The following is a 19883-nucleotide window of genomic DNA, read 5'->3' on the forward strand; positions in this document are numbered from 1 at the left end:
TGGCGGTCGAGCCGCTAGGGGCGGAGGCTGATCGTCTCGCCGCGGGTGACCGTGCGCAGCTCGCCCGGCGCCCGCCGCTCGGCCACCTCGCGCACGAAGTCGCCCAGCGGGCTCGCGAACCGGTCGTAGTCGTCGAAGTGCACCGGCACGGTCACCGGCGGCTTCAGCAGCTCGACGAGGTCGGCGCCCTGCCGGCCGTCCATCGTCACCGTGAACCCGAGCGCCTTCGTGCCGCCGAGGTGCGGGATGAGGACGTCGAGCGGCCCGCAGCGCTGCAGCACCTCGGCCAGGTACGGCCGGAAGAGGGTGTCGCCGCTGATGTACCCGCGCCAGCTCACCGCGCCGTCGCGGACCAGCTCGAGCACGCTGCCCATCACCGGCGGCAACACCTTGGCCAGCAGGCCCGGGCCGTGCTCGCCGGGGACCGAGGTGATCCGCAGCGTCTCGCCGCCGCGGGTGACCTCGTGCCGCTGCCAGGGGGTGAGGTCCAGCGTCTGGGCGAAGCCCCGCCGGCCCAGCGCCTGCGCGGCCTCCTGCGTGGTGACGACCGGGGTGTCCTTGTCGAGGGTGCGGGTGGCGATCCGGTCCCAGTGGTCGGCGTGCAGGTGCGACAGCAGGATCGCGTCGAGCGGGGGCAGCTGGGTGGGCTCCAGCGCCGGCTCGGTGAGCCGTTTGGTCCACAGCCCCTTGCCGAGGTAGGCCCGCTGCCCGCGGCGCAGGAAGTTCGGGTCGGTGAGCAGCGTGAACCCGCCGATCCGCAGCAGCGTGGTGGCGTTGCCGCCGAACGTGAGCGTGACGTCGTCGGCGGGGACGGGCGGGACGGCGGCCATGACCTGCGGGCTACCCGGACGCCGATCCGGCGACACCGCCGCGGCGCGCGGGTGGCCCGGGACGGGAAGCTGGCGGCGTGGACGTGATCTCCCAACTGGTGGCCCTGGTGATCGCGGTCGGGGTGATCGCCGGGCTGTGCGAGCGCTTCGGCTGGCCCACGCCGCTGGTGCTGGTCGTCGCCGGCGCCGCGGCGTCGTTCCTGCCCGGGGTGCCGGAGGTCCGGCTGGACCCCGACCTGGTGCTGCACGCGCTGCTGCCGCCGCTGCTCTACGCGACCACGGCGCGCACCTCGCTGTTCGACTTCAAGCACGACAAGCTGAGCATCTTCTCGATGTCGGTGGTGCTGGTCGTCTTCACCACGCTCGTGGTCGGCTGGGTGACCTGGCTGCTGCTGCCCGGTGTGGCCCTGGCCGCGGCGCTGGCGCTGGGCGCGGTGGTCGCGCCGCCGGACGCCGTCGCGGCCTCGGCGATCGGCCGGCGGCTGGGCCTGCCCCGGCGGGTGGCGACCCTGCTGGAGCAGGAGAGCCTGGTCAACGACGCCGCGGCGCTGATCGCGCTGTCGGTGGCCGTCTCGGCGCTGACGTCGTCGCCGTCGCCGCCGCAGGTCGCCGGCGAGTTCGTCTGGGCGGTCGTGGGCGCCGTGCTGGTCGGCGGGGCGGTGGCCGCGGTGCTCGCCGTCCTCCGGGCGCGGCTGCGCGACCCCGTGCTGGACACCCTGGTCTCCTTCGTCGCCCCGTACCTGGCGTTCCTGCCCGCCGAGGAGATCCACGCCTCCGGCGTGCTGGCCACCGTCGTCACCGGGCTGACGCTGGCGCAGCTGTCGCCGCGGGTGCAGACGGCGTCCGCGCGGGTCACCGAGGCGATCACCTGGCGCACCGTCGCGTTCGTGCTGGAGAACGCGGTCTTCCTGGTCATCGGCCTGCAGCTGCCCGGCCTGCTCTCCGGCCTGCAGGACAGCGACCTGGGCGGCTGGCGGATCGCCGGCGTGTGCGCCGGGGTGCTGGTCGCCACGATCGCCGCCCGCTTCGTCTTCGTCTTCGGGACGGCGGCGGTGCTGCGGGCCGGGACGCCCTGGATGCGCCGCCAGGCGTGGAGCAGCCCGGTCGCGGGCCTGGTCTCCTGGGCCGGCATGCGCGGCGTGGTCACCCTGGCCGCCGCCCAGCTGCTGCCCGAGGACCTGCCCGACCGCGACGTCCTGCTGCTGGCCGCCTTCACCGTCGTGGTCGGCACGCTGCTGGTGCAGGGCTCGACGCTGCCGTGGCTGGTCCGCCGGGTCGGCCTGCCGCCGCCCGACCCCGCCGAGGACGCGCTGCGGGCCGCCGAGATCGGCGACGCCGCCAGCGCGGCCGGCCTGCGCCGCCTCGACGAGCTCCTGACGGGGGACGAGCCCGCGGGCGTGGTCGAGCGGCTGCGCGACCGGTCGGAGGCGCGGTCGCACGCGGCCTGGGAGCGGCTGGGTCGGCCGCTGGCCGACCAGGACACCCCGTCGGCCGTCTACTGCCGGCTGCGGCTGGAGATGCTCGCCGCCGAGCGCGACGTGGTGGTGCGCGCCCGGGACGAGGGCCGGGCGCCCGGGGAGGTGCTGGCCGCGGCGCTCGCCGCGATCGACGTCGAGGAGTCGCTGCTGGACCGCAACGAGGAGCTCGAGGCCCTGGAGCGGGAGCAGGCGCTGGCCCCGCGGCCGGACCCGGCGCACTGCGCCCACCTGCGCGCGGCGCCGGCGGGGGAGTCGCACCCGGCGGCGGCCTGCGAGGACTGCCTGGCCGAGGGGACGACGTGGGTGCACCTGCGCACCTGCCTGTCCTGCGGGCACGTCGGCTGCTGCGACTCCTCGCCGCGGCGGCATTCTCGGGCGCACTACGAGCGGGCCCGGCACCCGGTGGTGGTCAGCGCCGAGCCGGGGGAGGCGTGGCGCTGGTGCTGGGTGGACGAGCAGCTCGGCTGACGGACCCACCCGGCTGGTAGACAGGGGCCGTGGCCGGACAACGCGACGTCGACGCGTCCTTCCTCGCCCTCCCGCTCTCCGCGCTCACCGAGGCCGCGCTGACCCGCGCGGTCGACCTCGGCTGCGAGCACGCCGACATCCGGGTGGAGCGCATCCGCACCCAGACGATCAGCCTGCGCGACGCCCGGCTGGAGAGCCTCGCCGACGGCGAGGACCTCGGCCTGGCCGTCCGCGTCGTGCACGAGGGCACGTGGGGCTTCGCCGCCGGCGTCGTCCTCACCGCGGCCGAGGCGGTCCGGCTGGCCGAGGAGGCGGTCGCGGTCGCGCAGGTGTCCGCGGCGCTGAGCACCGACCGTGTGGAGCTCGCCCCCGAGCCGGTGCACCCCGACGCGGTCTGGGTGTCCGAGCACGAGATCGACCCGTTCACGGTGCCGGACGCGGAGAAGACCGCGCTGCTCGTGGAGTGGTCCGAGCGGCTGCTGGCCGCCGACGGCGTCGAGCACGTGCAGTCGGGCTGCACCGCGGTCAAGGAGCAGAAGTACTACGCCGACACCGCCGGCACGCGCACCCGCCAGCAGCGGATCCGCATCCACCCGCAGTTCACCGCACTGACCGTCGACCGCACCACCGGCGCCTTCGAGAGCATGCGCACGCTCGCCCCGCCGGCCGGCCGCGGCTGGGAGTACGTCACCGGCGGCTCCTGGGACTGGGCCGGCGAGCTGGCGGAGATCCCCGAGCTGTTGCGCGAGAAGACCAAGGCCCCGAGCGTCGAGGCCGGCCGCTACGACCTGGTGGTCGACCCGTCCAACCTGTGGCTGACCATCCACGAGTCGGTCGGGCATGCCACCGAGCTGGACCGGGCGCTGGGCTACGAGGCCGCCTACGCGGGCACCTCGTTCGCCACCGTCGACAAGCTCGGCACCCTGCAGTACGGGTCGCCGCTCATGCACGTCACCGGCGACCGCACCGCCGTCCACGGGCTGGCGAGCGTCGGCTGGGACGACGAGGGCGTCGAGGCCCAGCGGTGGGACATCGTCCGGGACGGCGTCCTGGTCGGCTACCAGGTCGACCGGAACATGGCGCGCCTGCGCGGGATGGAGCGGTCCAACGGCTGCGCGTTCGCCGACTCCCCGCGGCACGTGCCGGTGCAGCGGATGGCGAACGTGTCGCTGCAGCCGGCCGCCGGCGGCCCCTCCACCGAGGAGCTCATCGCCGGCGTCGACCGCGGCGTCTACGTCGTCGGCGACAAGAGCTGGTCGATCGACATGCAGCGCTACAACTTCCAGTTCACCGGCCAGCGCTTCTACCGGATCGAGGGCGGGAAGCTGGCCGGGCAGCTGCGCGACGTCGCCTACCAGGCGACGACGACGGACTTCTGGGGCTCGATGCGCGCGGTCGGCGGCGAGCAGACCTACGTGCTCGGCGGGGCGCTCAACTGCGGCAAGGCCCAGCCCGGCCAGGTGGCGCCCGTGTCGCACGGCTGCCCGTCCGCCCTGTTCGAGGGCGTCAGCATCCTCAACACCGTGCAGGAGGGCGGCCGGTGACTCGGTACCGCGCGCAGGACCTCGTCGAGCAGGCGCTGGCCGCCTCGACCGCCGACGGGCAGGTCGCCTACGTCGTCGACAGCTCCGAGGCCAACCTCCGCTGGGCGAGCAACAGCCTGACGACCAACGGCGCGATGCGCTCCCGCCAGGTCGTGGTGATCTCCTTCGTCGACGGCGGCGCCGGCATGGCCGCGGGCACGGTCGCCCGCTCGGGCACCCCGGACATCGCCGAGCTGGTCGCCGCCAGCGAGCAGGCCGCCCGCGACGCCGGCCCCGCCGAGGACGCCGTCCCGCTGGTGTCGGACCCCCCGCCCGGCGGCGGGGACTGGGACGCCGACCCCGCCGAGACCTCGATCAGCGTCTTCGAGGAGTTCGCGCCCGCCCTGGGCGCCGCCTTCGGGCAGGCCCGCGACCGCGGCGACCTGCTGTTCGGCTACGCCGAGCACGCGATGTCGACCACGTACCTCGGCACCTCCACCGGCCTGCGGCTGCGCCACGACCAGCCCACCGGCCGGGTCGAGCTCAACGGCAAGAGCAGCGACTTCAGCCGGTCGGTGTGGGCCGGCGTGGGCACCCGCGACTTCCTCGACGTCTCGGTGGCCGGGCTGGCCGCCGAGGTCGAGCGCAAGCTCGCCTGGTCGCAGCGCCGCGTCGACCTGCCGGCCGGCCGCTACGAGACGCTGCTGCCGCCGTCGGCGGTGAGCGACCTGATGATCTACGCGTACTGGACGATGGAGGCCCGCGACGCCGACGAGGGCCGCAACGTCTACGCCAAGCCCGGTGGCGGCAGCCGGATCGGCGAGCGGCTGGCGGCGCTGCCGCTGACGCTGCGCAGCGACCCGCACGCCCCGGGCCTGGAGACGGCGCCGTTCCAGGTGGTCGGCGGTTCGTCGGGTGCGGCCTCGGTGTTCGACAACGGCATGGCCGTGCCCGCGGTCGACTGGATCCGCGACGGCGTGCTGACCAACCTGGTCCGCCCGCGCGCGTGGGCGCTGAAGACCACCGCGCCGGCCACCGCCGCGGTCGACAACCTGATCCTCGAGGACCCCAACGCCACGGCGAGCCTGGAGGAGATGGTCGAGTCCACCGGCCGCGGCCTGCTGCTGACCACGCTCTGGTACATCCGCGAGGTCGACCCGCAGACCCTGCTGCTCACCGGCCTGACCCGGGACGGCGTCTTCCTCGTCGAGGACGGCGAGGTCACCGGCGCGGTCAACAACTTCCGGTTCAACGAGTCGCCGGTCGACCTGCTCGGGCGGATCACCCAGGCCTCGCGCACCGAGCGCACCCTGCCCCGGGAGTGGAACGACTGGTTCACGAGAGCCGCGATGCCGGCCGTGCGGGTGCCGGACTTCCACATGAGCTCGGTCTCGCCGGCCAGCTGACCGGGCGGCGGGGCGGCAGACCCCGCGTGGGACCCGTGTGACCGCTGCGGCCGGAGTGGGGAGAACCACTTGATTTACCTCGCAGGGGTGCCGTTGAAACACGGCAACGGGGATATTTTTCTCCGGCAGAGCACGCGGGCCCCGGCGGGGCCGTCGAGGGGAGCCATCCCGATGAGCAGGACGCAGAAGCCGTCGGTCTTCCAGGTCGGTCAGGTGTGGGACGACGGCCGCACCGTCGTCGTCTCGGGATGGGGCCTGGGGCTGTGCGCCTCGGCCTGCACCTGCCACCGGCATCCCTCCGCGGGGCACCTCGCCATCGACGAGGACCAGGCGGCCGGCCGGCTCGGCCTGGTCAGCTACCGCGAGGGCGGCTGCGACTGCTGCGAGGCCTGGACCGCCGACGAGCTGTCCGCGGTGCTCCGCGACTTCGAGTCCGTCTCCGGGCTCGACGCCCAGGAGCCGCTCGCCGGCTGACGGCGCCCCGCCTCCCGGGTTCCCGGGCCGCCCCGCGGGTAGGGCCGTCCCCATGCTGGGACGCGCTGCCCTCCGCGGGGCACTGGCCGGGCTGGCCGGCACCGCGGCGATGACGCTGGCCGAGCAGGTCGAGCAGCGGGTCACGCACCGGCCGGACAGCTACGTGCCCGGCCGGACGCTGACCGCGCTGACCACCGGACGGCGGCTGCCCGGACGGGCTCGGCCGCCGGTGCGCAACCACCTCATGCACTGGGGCACCGGGGCGGCGGTGGGCGCGCTGCGGGGCGTCTGGTCGGCCAGCGGGCTGCGCGGCTGGCGGGCGTCGGTGTGGCACACGTCGGTGCGGCTGGCCACCGACCAGACGCTGGAGAACGCCACCGGCGTCGGCTCCCCGCCGTGGACGTGGTCGCGGCTGGACCGGGTCGTCGACGTCGGCGGCAAGGCCGTCTACTCGCTCGTCACCGGCGCGGTCGCCGACCTGCTCGTGCCGCTGCCGCCGGACCGCGGGCCCGACGGCACCGCCCGCGGACCCCGCGGGACCTCCGGCGCCGACCTCTGGCGCTGAACCCCCGCGCTGAACCGCCGCGCTGACCTCCGGCGCCGACCCGTCCCCGGGGTGGGACGGAGGGGTCCACTCCCGGTGGCCCCTGCGACGCCGGGGTCCTGCCGCGACGGGTGTGACGGACGGGGTTCGTGAGCCCCGCCCGGGCCCGCGTGGCCTCCTCACGTGTCGACACGTGGTCCTTACCGTGCGTACCGACGCGCACGACACCGCCCCTTCCCCGGGCGGGGCGCGGAGCACGCGAGGAGAGCCGACGATGCAGCGCAACCGGACGACCAGCCGACGCTGGGCCGGTGCCGTGCTCGCCGCCGCAGCAGCCGTCGCCGTGGTGCTGGGCCCGACCGCCGCCACCGCCGCGCCGACGACCGCGGACGAGGCGGCCGACCTGGTCGCGCAGGCCGGCCAGGAGCTCACCCAGCTCGACGAGCAGGTGCACCAGGCCGAGCTGACCGTGGCCGAGCTGGAGCAGGCCGCCGCGGACGCCCGCGCCGCCGCGGTCGCCGCGCAGGCCGAGGTCGCCCGGTACGAGCCGCAGCTGGTCGCCATCGCGCAGACCGGCTACACCGGCGGCAGCACCTCGGGCGTCGCCGCCTTCCTCACCAGCGAGTCCGCCGAGGACTTCATCCAGCAGATGACGACGCTCGACATGATCGCCGCGCACACCGACAGCGTGCTGGTGGCCGTCTCGGCGGCCCAGGAGGAGGCGCTCGCCGCGCAGGCCGAGGCCGAGCAGGCCGCCGCGCAGGCCGAGGCGGCGCTGGCCACGCTGCGCGAGCAGCAGGCCGAGGTGCAGGGCCGGGTCGACCAGTACGAGGCCGACTTCGCCCGCCTCTCGGCCGCCGAGCAGGTCCAGGTGACCACGTCGCTGGGCGGCCCGGTGCTCGAGGTGCCCACGACCCTCGCCGCGCCGCCGTCGGCCGCCGCGGGCGCCGTCGTCGAGGCCGCCCTCGCCCAGGTCGGCGACCCCTACGTGTGGGGCGCCTCCGGTCCCAACGGCTTCGACTGCTCGGGGCTGACCCAGTTCGCCTACGCCGCCGCCGGCGTCTCGCTGCCGCACTCCAGCCGCGCGCAGGCGGGGATGGGCGTGGCGGTGTCCCGCGCGGAGCTGCAGCCGGGCGACATCGTCTACTTCTACTCGCCGGTGAGCCACGTCGGCCTGTACATCGGCAACGGCCAGATGGTCCACGCCCGGACGCACGGCCAGCCGGTCGCCGTCACCACCGTGGACATGCGCGGCTACGCCGGCGCCCGCCGGATCCTCTAGCGGCGCGACCGGTCCGGGTGGAGCAGGTGGACGCCGACGTGAACGGCGTCCCCTGCGAGACCGTCTTCGCCGACGTGGCGCGCTACCTGCCGCAGTACTACTGAGCCGGCCCGGCGGTCAGCGACTCGACCGCCGCGGCGATCCGCCGGGCCCGGGTCTGTGGGGTGGCGGCCGTGTGCACCCGCCACAGGAGGGAGTACCGGCTCTGGGCGTCGAGCGCGTCGAGGGCCGCCCGGGCGCCGGGGACGGCGTCCAGCGCGGCGGCCAGGTCGTCGGGGACGGTCATGTCGGCGCTGCCGGGATAGGCGCGCTCCCACCGGCCGTCGGCCTGCGCGGCCTCGACCGCGGCCAGCCCCGCGGGGCGCATCCGGCCGGCCCCGAGCAGCCGGCCGACGGCGTCGACGTTCTTCTGCGACCACACGCTGCGCGCCCGCCGGGGCGTGATCCGCTGCAGGTAGGTGGCCTCGTCGAGCCGGTTGGACCGGCCGTCGATCCAGCCGAAGCACAGGCAGCTCTCCACCAGCTCGGCGTAGGTCACCGACGGGATGCCGGAGCCCTTCTTGGCCAGCCGCACGTAGACGCCCGGCGCGGTGTCGCCCTCCGCCTCCAGCCAGGCCTCGAGCGCGGCCTGGTCGGGGAAGGCCAGCACCGGCAGGTCGGTCGGCAGGGTCACCCGAGCTCCCGGCGCAGGGTCTGCGCGGCCAGCGCCAGGGAGCGCATCTTCCCGGCCGCCGACTCGCGGGGCAGGTACTTCAGGCCGCAGTCGCTGGTGAGCACGAGCCGCTCGGCGTCCACGTCCTCCAGGGCCCGGCGCACCCGGTCCGCGACGACCTCCGGCGTCTCCACCTCGGGGGTGGAGAGGTCCAGCACGCCGAGGGCGATGCCCTTGCCGCGCAGTGGCCGCAGCTGCGCCGGGTCCAGGTGCGACTGCGCCGTCTCCACCGCGACCGTGTCGACCGGGGTGTCGGCCAGCTCGGGCAGGAACGAGTAGCCCTCCGGCCGGTCGGCGACCATGGCGGCGTAGCCGAAGCACAGGTGCAGGTGCACCGGGCCGGGTGCGCCCTCGACCGCGCGGGTGACCGCCTCGGCGCCGTACCGGCGGGCGACCTCGGGCCGGGCCTGCAGCCAGGGCTCGTCGATCTGGACGACGTCGGCGCCGGCCGCGAACAGGTCGGCGATCTCGGCGCGGACGACGTCGGCGTAGGCCAGCGCCAGCGCCCGGTCGTCGCCGTAGTGCTCGTCGGCCGACTGCTGGGCCATGGTGAACGGCCCGGGCACGGTGATCTTCACGGTGCGGTCGGTGTGCGCCCGCAGGAAGCGGACGTCGTCGGCCTGGATCGGCCGCGGCCGCGCGATGTCCCCGACCACCCGCGGCACCGGGATCGGCTTGCCGGAGCGGTTGAGCACCGTGCCGGGGGTGTCGACGTCCACGCCGTCCAGCGCCGTGGCGAAGTGGTTGGAGTAGGACTCCCGGCGGATCTCCCCGTCGGTGACGACGTCGAGCCCGGCCTCCTCCTGCGCCCGGATCGCCAGCAGGGTGGCGTCGTCCTGGGCCTCGGCCAGCAGGTTCGGGGCGACCCGCCAGATCTCCCGCGCCCGCACCCGCGGCGGGAACTGGCCGGCCAGCTTCGCGTGGTCCACCAGCCACCCGGGCTGGGGCAGGCTGCCGACGATCGAGGTGGGCAGGGCGGGCATCGGGGTCCTCCCGGGGGACGGCGGCGTCGGCGGGCAGTCTGCCCGACGGGTGCGACGGCGGCAGCCCTGTGCTGAGGTGACCGGGTGGCGGAGAACTACATCGGGGAACTGGAGTTCGGGGCACCGCGCATCGACCCGGAGGCGTTCGTCGCGCCCACCGCGGTCGTCGTGGGGGCGGTGACGCTCGGCCCGCAGGCCAGCGTCTGGTACGGCGCCGTCCTGCGCGCCGACGCCGAGGTGATCGAGATCGGGGCCGGCTCCAACGTGCAGGACGGCAGCACCCTGCACTCCGACCCCGGCTTCCCGCTGGTGGTCGGGTCGGGGGTCACCGTCGGCCACCGGGTGGTGCTGCACGGCGCGCGGGTGGACGACGACGTGCTGGTCGGGATGGGCAGCATCGTGATGAACGGCGCGCACATCGGCTCGGGCTCCATCGTGGCCGCCGGCGCCGTCGTCACCCAGGGCAAGCAGTTCCCGCCGCGGTCGGTCATCGCCGGGGTGCCGGCGAAGGTCGTCCGCGAGGCGACGGACGACGACCTGCTGCACATCCGCGGCAACGCGCTGTCCTACAGCGAGCGGCTGCCCTCGGCGCGGAGGGTGCGTCCCGTCGTGCGCGGCAAGCTGCCCCCGGCCGGCGTGACCTACGGCGACGCCGAGGACTGAGGGTCAGCCGGCGCCGGCCAGGGCCGCGACGGCGGCGCGGACCTCCGCGACCGTCAGCGCCATCGTCGCGTCACCGACCGAGAGCTCGGCCTTGAGCACGGCCGGGTCGTCGGTCGACATCGTCTGCTGCCAGGTCCACAGCCCCTCCTCGGCCAGCCGCACGGCCGCGGCGGTGAAGGCCTCGCGCGACGTCGCCAGCAGCAGGTGCAGCATCGGCGTCTGCGGCGGGTCGGGGACGACGCGCACGCCGGGCAGGTCGCGCAGCGCCGCCGCGATCTCGCGGGCCCGCTCGAGGTAGGCCGGCATCAGCGGCAGCCGCCGGCGCAGGCAGGTCAGCGCCGAGGCGGCGCCCGGCCACAGCCCGAACAGCGTGCCGCCCATCCGCTGCCGCCACTCCCGCACCTCGGCGACGACGTCCTCCGGGCCGGCCAGGCAGCAGCCGGCGAGCGCGCCGATGCCCTTGTAGAAGCTGACGTAGACGGTGTCGAACAGGGCGGCGACCTCGGCCGGCGGGCGGCCGTAGCCGGCGGCGGCCTCCCACAGCTGGGCGCCGTCGAGGTGCGCGGCGGCGCCCCGCTCGCGGGCCCAGGCGACCTGGGCCGCCAGGTCGTCCCGGTCGACCAGGGGCCCGCCGATCTCGCGCTGCGGCAGCTCGACGACCAGCGCGGCCGGCGCCTCCGCGACGTCGTCCAGGTCGGCGCGGGTGAGGACCCGGTGCGGGTCGCCGACGGGCCGGCCGGTCAGGCCCTGCACCCGCTCCAGCGCCCCGCCCTCGCCGATGAACAGGTGGCACCGCGGGTGGGCGACGACGGTCCGCCGGCCGCGCCGCCCGGCGTGCACCCGCAGGGCGAGCTGCTGCGCCATCGTGCCGCTGGGCAGGTACAGCGCGGCGGGGAACCCGAGCAGGCCGGCGACCTCGTCCTCGAGCTCCTCGACCACGCCGCCGTCGCCGTAGCGGTCGACGGCGGCGTCGGGCGGGATCGTCGCCAGCAGGTCGGCCACGCGCGTCGGGCCGTGCAGGTTCAGGGCGCGGTCGCAGCCGGCGCGCAGGGCGTCCCAGTCGGGCTCCTCCTCGGTCACCCCGCCAGTCTGGTCAGCCCGGGTGGGCGGCGCCGGGGGGAGGTGCGGGACGGTTTTCGGACGGCGTCGTAGCGTTCTCCGCGTCCGGTGGACGACGCGAGGAGCGAGCAGTGGTCGACGAGGTGCCTGCGACGGTGCAGGGAATCTACGAGGAGGTCCTCCGGCGCAACCCGGGGGAGACCGAGTTCCACCAGGCGGTCCGGGAGGTCCTGGAGTCGCTGGCCGTGGTGCTCGACCGGCACAGCGAGTACAGCGAGATGAAGACCGTCCAGCGGATCTGCGAGCCCGAGCGGCAGATCATCTTCCGCGTGCCGTGGCAGGACGACAGCGGCGAGGTGCAGATCAACCGCGGCTTCCGGGTCGAGTTCAACTCCGCGCTGGGTCCGTACAAGGGCGGCCTGCGCTTCCACCCCTCGGTCAACCTGGGCATCGTCAAGTTCCTCGGCTTCGAGCAGATCTTCAAGAACGCGCTCACCGGCATGCCGATCGGCGGCGGCAAGGGCGGGTCCGACTTCGACCCCAAGGGCCGCTCCGACGCCGAGGTCATGCGGTTCTGCCAGTCGTTCATGACCGAGCTCTACCGGCACCTGGGCGAGTACACCGACGTGCCCGCCGGCGACATCGGCGTCGGCGCCCGCGAGATCGGCTACCTGTTCGGTCAGTACAAGCGGATCACCAACCGGTACGAGTCCGGCGTCCTCACCGGCAAGGGGCTGGGCTGGGGCGGCGCCCTGGTGCGCACCGAGGCGACCGGCTACGGCGCCGCGTTCTTCGCCGATGCGATGATGCGGGCCCGCGGCGAGTCCTTCGACGGCCGCCGGGTGGTGGTCAGCGGCTCGGGCAACGTCGCCGTCTACGGCATCGAGAAGGTGCACCAGCTCGGCGGCACCGTCGTCGCGTGCTCGGACTCCACCGGGTACGTCGTGGACGAGAAGGGCATCGACCTCGAGGTCCTCAAGCAGGTCAAGGAGATCGAGCGGGCGCGGATCGAGGCGTACGCCGACCGCGTCTCCTCGGCGTCCTTCGTGGCCGGCGGCAGCGTCTGGGACGTGCCCTGCGACGTGGCGATGCCCAGCGCCACCCAGAACGAGCTCGACGCCGACGCGGCCACGACGCTGGCCCGCAACGGCTGCCGCTACGTGGTGGAGGGCGCGAACATGCCGACCACGCCGGACGCCGTCCGCGTGCTCAAGGAGGCCGGGGTGGCCTTCGCGCCGGGCAAGGCGGCCAACGCCGGCGGGGTGGCCACCTCGGCGCTGGAGATGCAGCAGAACGCCTCCCGCGACCGCTGGACGTTCGAGCACAGCGAGGCGCGGCTGGAGGAGATCATGCGGGCCATCCACGCCCGCTGCCACGCCACCGCCGAGGAGTACGGCGCCCCGGGCGACCTGGTGCTCGGCGCGAACGTCGCGGGCTTCCTGGAGGTGGCCGAGGCGGTGCACGCCCACGGCCTCATCTGAGCCGCCGCGAGATCTGCACACTCGTCGCCCTCAGGGCCTGCTGGCGACGAGTGTGCAGATCTCGTCGAGGCGGGTCAGGTGCCCAGCAGCTCGCGGACCAGCGCGCCGACGGCGTCGACCTCGATGAGGAACCCGTCGTGCCCGTACGGCGAGGAGACGACCCGCAGCGGGACGCCGAGCGCGTCGGCCACCCGCTGCTGCAGCGCCAGGGGGTAGAGCCGGTCGCTGTCCACGCCGGCCACCACCGCCCGCGCGGTCACCCGGGCCAGCGCCGCCTCGACGCCGCCCCGCCCGCGGCCGACGTCCCAGGTGTTCATCGACTCGGTGAGCACCACGTAGCTGCCGGCGTCGAAGCGGGCGACCAGCTTGGCGGCGTGGTGGTCGAGGTAGGAGGCGACGGCGAACCGGCCGTCGTCCTGCACGACGGCGCCGAACCGCTCCTCCAGCTCCAGGTCGCTGCGGTAGGTGAGGTGGGCGATCCGCCGGGCGACGCCGAGCCCGGCGACCGGTCCGGGGGCGGGGAGGTGGTCGCCGCCGGCCCAGGCGGGGTCGCTGCGGATCGCCGTCTGCTGGGTCGTCTGGGTGCCCAGCTGGTCGGCGGTCACCGCGGCGCCGGAGGCGAGGAAGAACAGCGCACCGACCCGATCGGGGTGCGCGACGGCCCACTCCAGCGCGCGCATCCCGCCCATCGAGCCGCCCAGCACCGCGGCCCAGCGGCGGACGCCGAGCGCGTCGGCCAGCGCCGCCTCCACCGCCACCTGGTCGGCGACCGTCACCGCCGGGAAGCGGGAGCCCCAGGGGGCGCCGTCCGGCGCGGTCGAGGAGGGGCCGGTGGTGCCCTGGCAGCCGCCGAGCACGTTGGCGCAGACGACGAACAGCCGGTCGGTGTCCAGCGGGGCGCCCGGCCCGACCAGCCCCTCCCACCAGCCGGGCGTGGGGTGCCCCGGCCCGGCCGGGCCGGCCAGGTGGCTGTCGCCGGTCAGGGCGTGCTCGACCAGCACGGCGTTGCCGCCGTCGGGCGCGAGCGTCCCCCACGTCTCGTAGGCGACGCGGACGCCGGGCAGCACCCCGCCGCGCTCCAGGGCGAGCGGCCCCTCCAGGACCGTGTCCAGGTCGAGGAACAGCCGGTCCCCGGCCGGGTCGCCGTCCCGCCAACCGCCGGTGCGCGGTGGGGTCCGGGACGCCGGGCCGGCGTCCCGGACCCCGGGCACGTCAGGCCTCCTTGGCGGCGCGGAAGCCGGCCTCCAGGTCGGCGAGGATGTCCTCGATCCCCTCCAGGCCCACGGCGAGGCGCACCAGGCCCGGGGTGACCCGGGTGGTCAGCTGCTCCTCGGGCGTGAGCTGCGAGTGGGTGGTCGACGCCGGGTGGATCACCAGGCTGCGCACGTCGCCGATGTTGGCCACGTGGCTGTGCAGCTCCAGGGCGTCGACGAAGCGCTTGCCGGCCTCCACGCCGCCGTGCAGCTCGAAGGTCAGCACCGCGCCCGCGCCGCGGGGCGCGTACTTCTGCTGCGCGGCGTGCCACGGGGAGGACGCCAGGCCGGGGTAGTTGACCCGGTCGACGGCGTCGTGGCCCTCGAGGAACTCGGCCACCCGCTGAGCGTTGGCGACGTGGCGCTCCATCCGCAGCGACAGCGTCTCGATGCCCTGCACCACGAGGAAGGCGTTGAACGGGCTGATCGCCGGGCCGAGGTCGCGCAGCAGCTGCACCCGGGCCTTGAGCGCGTAGGCCGGCGCGCCGAGGTCGGCGTAGACGACGCCGTGGTAGGTCGGGTCGGGCTCGGTGAAGCCGGGGAACTTGCCGCTGGTCCAGTCGAAGTTGCCCGAGTCGACGATCAGGCCGGCGATCGCGGTGCCGTGCCCGCCCAGGTACTTGGTCGCCGAGTGGACGACGACGTCGGCGCCGAACTCGATCGGCCGGATCAGGTAGGGCGTGGCGATGGTGTTGTCGACGATCAGCGGGACGCCGTTGCGGTGCGCGACCTCGGAGACCGCGCTGATGTCGAGGACGTCGCCCTTCGGGTTGCCGATCGTCTCGGCGTAGAAGGCCTTGGTGTTCTCCTGGACCAGCGACTGCCAGTTCTCCGGGTCGTCGGGGTCCTCGACGAAGGACACCGTGACGCCCAGCTTGGGCAGCGAGTGGTGCAGCAGGTTGTAGGTGCCGCCGTACAGCGACGCCGACGCCACGATGTGGCTGCCGGCCTCGGCGACGTTCAGGATCGCCAGGGTCTCGGCGGCCTGGCCGCTGGAGACGGCGAGCGCCGCGACGCCGCCCTCCAGCGACGCCACGCGCTGCTCCAGCGCGTCCTGCGTCGGGTTCATGATCCGCGTGTAGATGTTGCCCATCTCGGCCAGCGCGAACAGGTCGGCGGCGTGCTGGGCGTCGCGGAACTGGTAGCTCGTCGTCGCGTAGATCGGCAGGGCGCGGGCCCCGGTCGTCGGGTCCGGGCTCGTGCCGGCGTGGATCTGCCGGGTCTCGAAGCTCCAGCTCTGCGGGTCGGTCATGCGCCGGTCTCCTCTCGGTCGGGAGGCCCGGCGGCGCACCGGGGACTCCGTCTTGCCGGGCGGCGGGCGCCGTCCGACCGGCTCTTCCCCTGGAGCACCTCGGACGGAGTAGAGGTTGCCGGGCAGCCAGCCAGGTGCTTGTCACTGCCTCTCGTGAGCCAGCCGGAATCTAGCGGCCGCCGCGCACCGCCCGTCACAGGGGTCCCGCGGGCCCCTCAGCCGGTCGGCGCGGAGCTGGTCCCGCTGGTGGGGGCGCGGGTGCCGGTGGGGGTGCGGGTGGCGGTCGGCTCCGACGAGGTCGGCGGAGGCTCGGCGGTGGGGGTCTCCTCCGCCGGCGTCGCCTCCTCCTCGTCGGAGCCGCCGGTGGTGGAGGGGGCGGTCGTCGTCGGCCGCGTGCCCGTCGGCGACGCGGTCTCCGGCTCGGTCGTCGGCGCCGGCTCGGTGGGCTCGGTGGTGGGAGCCGGCGCGGGGACGACCTCGGAGGTCTCCCCGGCCGGCGCGGGGTCGGTCGTCTCGGGGCGGACGTAGAGGTAGAGCAGCCCGAGCGACACGAACAGCACGGCGAGGACGACGGTCGACGTGCGTGCCCGGCCCAGCCGCCGCGGGATCGCCGCCCACCAGCGGCGCGGGCCCTCGGCCGGGGCCGTGGACATGGTCGGCGCGGGGGCCGTCGGCATGGACGGGGCGGGTTCCGGCCGCGCGCCGGGCTCCCGGCCGGGGTCCGGGGTGGGGCCGGTCACCGGCGGGCCTCCGACCGGACGCCGTTCCCGGCCTGCCCGTCGCCGTCGGCCACCGGCACGGCGACGCCCAGCCGGCGGAACGCCAGGACGATGCGGGCGCGCAGGTCGCGGCCGACCTCGAACTGCTTGCCCGGCAGCGTGCGGGCGACCACCCGGACGTTGACCTCCTCCAGGCCGAGGCTCTCCACGCCCATCACGGTCGGCTCGTCGAGCAGCAGCTGCCGCAGGTGCGGGTCGGCGAACGCCTCCCGGCCCACCTCGCGCAGCAGCTCGTTGGCCCGGTTGACGTCGACGCTGGTCGGCACCGGGACGTCGATCACCGCGCGCGCCCAGTCGCGGGAGAGGTTGACGACCTTGACGATCTGCCCGTTCGGGACGGTGATGACCTCGCCGTTGGGCGAGCGGACCCGGGTGACCCGCAGCGTGACGTCCTCGACCGTCCCGTTGGCCGGCTCCGCGGCGCCGGTGACGGCGATCGCGACGACGTCGCCGAAGCCGTACTGCCGCTCGGTGATGATGAAGAACCCGGCCAGGACGTCGCCGACGATCCGCTGGGCGCCGAAGCCGAGGCCGACGCCGAGCACGGTGGCCGGCGCGACCAGCCCGGTGACCGGGACGCCCAGCCGGTCGAGCACGAAGAAGACCGCGACGGCGTAGACGAGGACGATCAGCGTCCAGGTGATGACCTGGGTCAGCGAGTGCCGGTGCTTGGCCGCCTCGGAGCGGACGAGCGCGTCCCCGCCGGTGGAGCGCCGGTCGATGCTGTCGGTGATCTTGCTGCCCACCCAGGCCACGAACCGGGCCAGCAGCACCGAGGCCAGGATGATCAGCACGATCTCCAGGCCGCGGCCCGCGAGCCACTCCAGCAGGTCCTCCAGCGGTTGCACGCGCGTCCTCTCTCGCCGGGCCGGGGGCGGGGTCGGCGTCCACCCTCCCGCCCCCCCGGCGGACCGGCCAGTCCGCTGCGGGGCCGCTCAGCGGGGCTCGACGAACAGCGACGCCGCCGACCGGCCGATCCGGCCGGTGCCGTCGAACAGGTCGGCGAAGCACTGCGCCGCGCCGGCCGGGCCGAGCGCGGTGGTGGCGTCCATGGCCAGCCACTCGCCGGCCGGCGGCCGGTACAGCGAGACGGTCAGGTCGACGTTGGCGAAGGTGGCCCGCGACCAGTCCAGCTCGGCGGAGATGCCGCTGGCCGCGTCGGTCATCACCAGCAGGTGCTCCAGCGGGGTGATCGGCTCGCCGGCGACGAGCGGCGCCAGCGGACGGGTCCAGGCGGCCGCCGGACCGGGGGAGTTGAACGAGCCGGCGGTGAACCGCCACTCCAGCGCGCGGTGGTAGGCCACGTCGGTGGCGAAGACGCCGGGCACCTCGGCCCGGCCGTCCTCCGGCCCGGTGGGGTGCGGCGCGTCCGGGGCGAGGACGTCGACCGGCGACGTCTCCCGGGTGCGCATCCGCCACGCGGTCGCCCGCATGCACGCCCGGCCGTCGGCCTCGAGCGTCGCCTCGACCAGCTCGACCCGCCGCCCGGGCCGCAGCACCCGCGACGCCACCCGGACCGGCCCGACCGGCACCGGCCCGAGGATGTCGTAGGCCAGCCGGACCGTCTGCCCGCCCGGCAGGCCGCCCGCCCGCTCCACCGCGCGGGCCAGCAGTGCCGCGGGCGGCCCGGCGTGCTGCACGTCCGGCTCCCAGGGGCCGATCGTGAGCGCCGTGGCCGTGAACCGGCCGGGGTGGCCGCCGTCGTCGGGCAGGTACAGCGCCGGGGGGAGCTCCACCCCGGCAGTGTCGCCCGTCAGCCGGCGGGGCCGTCGCGGCGGGTCAGCCAGAACGCCGTCCCCACCCAGCCGGCGGCGGCCAGCGCGGCCAGCACCCACACCCAGCGCAGCGGCTCCCCGGCGGTGGAGAGCACCAGCAGGACGGCGACCACCAGCGCCGCGCCCGAGATGGTCAGCGAGCGCAGCAGGACGTCGACGGTGCCCGGCCCGGGGATGGCGACGAACACGACGACCGCCACCACCAGCAGGAACGCGGCCAGCGCGGCGAGGAACACCGAGGCGACGCCGTACTGGTCGGGCAGGGCGATGCCGGCCAGCCCGAGCAGGACGGCGGCCAGGGCCAGGACCACCAGCGTGCGCCGCCGGCGGGACGACCACGGCGGGCGCGGGGAGGTCACGGCTCCGAGGGTCCCCGCTGCCCGGACGGCGCGCATCACACCCCGGGCCGATGACTTCCCGGCCGGTGGTCCGTCTCTCCTCCGACGGGGCCGCCCGGGCCCCCCGACGACAGGAGCACACCGTGCGCATGGTCTTCCTCAACCTGCCGGTCGCGGACCTCGCCGCCTCGCGGGCGTTCTACGCCGGGCTGGGCTTCAGCTTCGACGAGCGGTTCTCCGACGAGCACGCGACGTCGGTGGTGGTCGACGACAACGTCGTCGTGATGCTGCTGACCCGCGAGCGGTTCGCCGACTTCGTGACCGGCCCGGTCGGCGACCCGGCGGCGGCGACCACCCAGCTGACCGCGCTCTCGGCCGCCAGCCGCGAGGAGGCCGACGGCCTGCTCGCCAAGGCGCTGGCCTCCGGCGGCAAGCCGTGGCGGCCGGCCCAGGACCACGGGTTCATGTACGGCGTGAGCTTCGCCGATCCGGACGGGCACGTCTGGGAGGTCGTGTGGATGGACCGGTCGCAGGTCGGCTGACCCCCGGTGCAGGCGGGGCGGTAGGGGGCACGGGGCGGTACGGGGACTACCGTCCCGGCCGTGACCCGTCCCGTCCGCCCCGGCCTGGGCTACGCCGCGACCATCGGGTCCGCGGCTCTGTTCGGCGTCAACGGGACCGTCTCCACGCTCGCGCTCCAGGCCGGCGTCGAGCCGACCCGGCTGGTGGCGCTGCGGTGCGCCGGTGCCGCCGTCGGCCTGCTGGCGCTGCTGGCGGTCCTCTCCCCCGGGCGGCTGCGGCTGACCTGGCGCGAGGTGCCGTTCCTCGCCGCCTTCGGTGTGGTGGGCGTGGCGCTCACCCAGTTCCTCTACTACGTCGCCATCGACCGGCTGCCGGTCGGCATCGCGCTGGTCTTCGAGATGACCGCCCCGGTGCTCATCGCGCTCTACGTCTGGCTGGTGCGCCGGGAGCGGGTCCGCAGCCGGCTGTGGGCGGCCCTCGGCCTCTCGCTGTCCGGGCTGCTGCTGGTCGCGCAGGTGTGGGAGGGCGGCGGCTCGCTGTCGGCGACCGGCGTCGCGGCCGCCTTCGGGGCGGCGGTGTGCCTGGCGACGTACTACCTGATGGGCGAGCGGGGGACGACGACCCGCGACCCGGTCGCCCTGACCTGCTTCAGCTTCGTCGCGGCCGCGCTGTTCTGGTCGGTCGCCGCCCCGTGGTGGGAGTTCGACGCCGGGCTGCTCACCGAGCCGGTGCCGGTGTCGATCGGCTCGCTGGAGGTGCCGCTGGGCGTCCTGGTGGCCTGGATTGTCGTCGCCGGCGCGATCGTGCCGTTCTGGCTGTCGATCGGCGCGCTGCGGCACCTGCCGCCGACGACCGCGGGCCTGGTCGCGACGGTCGAGCCGGTGTTCGCGTCGATCGTGGCGTGGCTGTGGGTGGAGCAGGTGCTCACCGGCTGGCAGGTGCTCGGCGGGCTCGTCGTCCTCGCCGGGATCGGGCTGGCGCAGACCGCCCGCCACGCCCCCGCCGCGGCGCCCATGGCCGAGGTCGCGCCGTCCTGAGCGGAGTCGCTCGGGAACGGGGAC

The 19883-nt window shown here is 75.3% G+C and carries 20 protein-coding genes and 1 riboswitch; of the genes, 10 read left to right on the plus strand and 10 right to left on the minus strand.

Going from position 1 to position 19883, the window contains the following annotated elements; translation table 11 throughout:
* Positions 1 to 14: 14 nt before the first annotated feature.
* Positions 15 to 830 (minus strand): MBL fold metallo-hydrolase, encoded by an 816-nt coding sequence (locus ACI79F_RS06055; protein ID WP_456546141.1) that lies wholly within the window; start codon positions 828 to 830, stop codon positions 15 to 17.
* A gap of 77 nt (positions 831 to 907) precedes the next feature.
* Between ACI79F_RS06055 and ACI79F_RS06060 the strand changes: the two genes are divergently transcribed.
* From ACI79F_RS06060 to ACI79F_RS06085, 6 genes are all read left to right on the plus strand, one after another.
* Positions 908 to 2776 (plus strand): cation:proton antiporter domain-containing protein, encoded by a 1869-nt coding sequence (locus ACI79F_RS06060; protein ID WP_456546140.1) that lies wholly within the window; start codon positions 908 to 910, stop codon positions 2774 to 2776.
* 29 nt (positions 2777 to 2805) lie between these two features.
* Positions 2806 to 4320 carry a TldD/PmbA family protein gene (locus tag ACI79F_RS06065; RefSeq protein WP_456546139.1) on the plus strand — a complete coding sequence of 505 codons (1515 nt, stop codon included), beginning with the start codon at positions 2806 to 2808 and terminating at the stop codon, positions 4318 to 4320.
* A complete protein-coding gene (locus ACI79F_RS06070) occupies positions 4317 to 5705 on the plus strand; it encodes a metallopeptidase TldD-related protein (protein WP_456546138.1) in 1389 nt (462 codons plus the stop codon). Before ACI79F_RS06065 ends, ACI79F_RS06070 begins: the two co-directional genes overlap by 4 nt.
* Positions 5706 to 5876: 171 nt before the next feature.
* Positions 5877 to 6179, plus strand: a complete 303-nt coding sequence (locus ACI79F_RS06075) for a hypothetical protein (protein WP_456546137.1) — start codon at positions 5877 to 5879, stop codon at positions 6177 to 6179.
* Between the two features lie 109 nt (positions 6180 to 6288).
* Positions 6289 to 6744, plus strand: a complete 456-nt coding sequence (locus tag ACI79F_RS06080; RefSeq protein WP_456546184.1) for a hypothetical protein — start codon at positions 6289 to 6291, stop codon at positions 6742 to 6744.
* A 253-nt stretch (positions 6745 to 6997) separates the two neighbouring features.
* Positions 6998 to 8005 (plus strand): C40 family peptidase, encoded by a 1008-nt coding sequence (locus tag ACI79F_RS06085; RefSeq protein WP_456546136.1) that lies wholly within the window; start codon positions 6998 to 7000, stop codon positions 8003 to 8005.
* A gap of 97 nt (positions 8006 to 8102) precedes the next feature.
* Here the strand turns inward: ACI79F_RS06085 and ACI79F_RS06090 are convergent, their stop codons facing one another.
* Both ACI79F_RS06090 and ACI79F_RS06095 read right to left on the minus strand, forming a co-directional pair.
* Positions 8103 to 8678 carry a YdeI/OmpD-associated family protein gene (locus ACI79F_RS06090; RefSeq protein ID WP_456546135.1) on the minus strand — a complete coding sequence of 192 codons (576 nt, stop codon included), beginning with the start codon at positions 8676 to 8678 and terminating at the stop codon, positions 8103 to 8105.
* On the minus strand, positions 8675 to 9700 hold the full coding sequence (locus ACI79F_RS06095) for a uroporphyrinogen decarboxylase family protein (protein WP_456546134.1): 1026 nt from the start codon (positions 9698 to 9700) through the stop codon (positions 8675 to 8677). Before ACI79F_RS06095 ends, ACI79F_RS06090 begins: the two co-directional genes overlap by 4 nt.
* Positions 9701 to 9784: 84 nt before the next feature.
* Here ACI79F_RS06095 and ACI79F_RS06100 point away from each other — a divergent pair, with 84 nt between their 5' ends.
* Entirely contained in the window at positions 9785 to 10363 is a 579-nt protein-coding gene (locus tag ACI79F_RS06100; RefSeq protein ID WP_456546133.1) for a gamma carbonic anhydrase family protein, read from the plus strand.
* 3 nt (positions 10364 to 10366) lie between these two features.
* Here the strand turns inward: ACI79F_RS06100 and ACI79F_RS06105 are convergent, their stop codons facing one another.
* The gene (locus tag ACI79F_RS06105) at positions 10367 to 11443 is read right to left on the minus strand and encodes a threonine aldolase family protein (protein ID WP_456546132.1); all 1077 of its coding nucleotides are present in this window, start codon (positions 11441 to 11443) and stop codon (positions 10367 to 10369) included.
* Between the two features lie 110 nt (positions 11444 to 11553).
* Here ACI79F_RS06105 and gdhA point away from each other — a divergent pair, with 110 nt between their 5' ends.
* Positions 11554 to 12903 carry an NADP-specific glutamate dehydrogenase gene (gdhA, locus tag ACI79F_RS06110; protein WP_456546131.1) on the plus strand — a complete coding sequence of 450 codons (1350 nt, stop codon included), beginning with the start codon at positions 11554 to 11556 and terminating at the stop codon, positions 12901 to 12903.
* A 74-nt stretch (positions 12904 to 12977) separates the two neighbouring features.
* Here the strand turns inward: gdhA and metX are convergent, their stop codons facing one another.
* From metX to ACI79F_RS06140, 6 genes are all read right to left on the minus strand, one after another.
* Complete coding sequence (gene metX, locus ACI79F_RS06115; protein WP_456546130.1) at positions 12978 to 14114, minus strand: homoserine O-acetyltransferase MetX; 1137 nt, start codon at positions 14112 to 14114, stop codon at positions 12978 to 12980.
* A 1-nt stretch (position 14115) separates the two neighbouring features.
* On the minus strand, positions 14116 to 15408 hold the full coding sequence (locus tag ACI79F_RS06120) for a bifunctional o-acetylhomoserine/o-acetylserine sulfhydrylase (RefSeq protein WP_456546129.1): 1293 nt from the start codon (positions 15406 to 15408) through the stop codon (positions 14116 to 14118).
* 43 nt (positions 15409 to 15451) lie between these two features.
* A riboswitch (SAM riboswitch) is annotated at positions 15452 to 15567 on the minus strand.
* Positions 15568 to 15623: 56 nt separating this feature from the next.
* Positions 15624 to 16061: a hypothetical protein gene (locus ACI79F_RS06125; RefSeq protein WP_456546128.1), complete on the minus strand. Its 438-nt coding sequence runs from the start codon at positions 16059 to 16061 to the stop codon at positions 15624 to 15626.
* 83 nt (positions 16062 to 16144) lie between these two features.
* Entirely contained in the window at positions 16145 to 17035 is an 891-nt protein-coding gene (locus tag ACI79F_RS06130) for a mechanosensitive ion channel family protein (protein WP_456546127.1), read from the minus strand.
* Between the two features lie 87 nt (positions 17036 to 17122).
* Positions 17123 to 17923, minus strand: a complete 801-nt coding sequence (locus tag ACI79F_RS06135) for a thioesterase family protein (RefSeq protein WP_456546126.1) — start codon at positions 17921 to 17923, stop codon at positions 17123 to 17125.
* Between the two features lie 17 nt (positions 17924 to 17940).
* Complete coding sequence (locus ACI79F_RS06140; RefSeq protein WP_456546125.1) at positions 17941 to 18321, minus strand: hypothetical protein; 381 nt, start codon at positions 18319 to 18321, stop codon at positions 17941 to 17943.
* Positions 18322 to 18449: 128 nt separating this feature from the next.
* Here ACI79F_RS06140 and ACI79F_RS06145 point away from each other — a divergent pair, with 128 nt between their 5' ends.
* Together ACI79F_RS06145 and ACI79F_RS06150 are read left to right on the plus strand one after the other, a co-directional pair.
* The gene (locus ACI79F_RS06145; RefSeq protein WP_456546183.1) at positions 18450 to 18842 is read left to right on the plus strand and encodes a VOC family protein; all 393 of its coding nucleotides are present in this window, start codon (positions 18450 to 18452) and stop codon (positions 18840 to 18842) included.
* Positions 18843 to 18902: 60 nt separating this feature from the next.
* The gene (locus ACI79F_RS06150; RefSeq protein ID WP_456546124.1) at positions 18903 to 19859 is read left to right on the plus strand and encodes an EamA family transporter; all 957 of its coding nucleotides are present in this window, start codon (positions 18903 to 18905) and stop codon (positions 19857 to 19859) included.
* The last annotated feature ends 24 nt before the right edge of the window (positions 19860 to 19883 follow it).

The sequence above is a fragment of the Blastococcus sp. SYSU D00868 genome, from assembly GCF_054050575.1.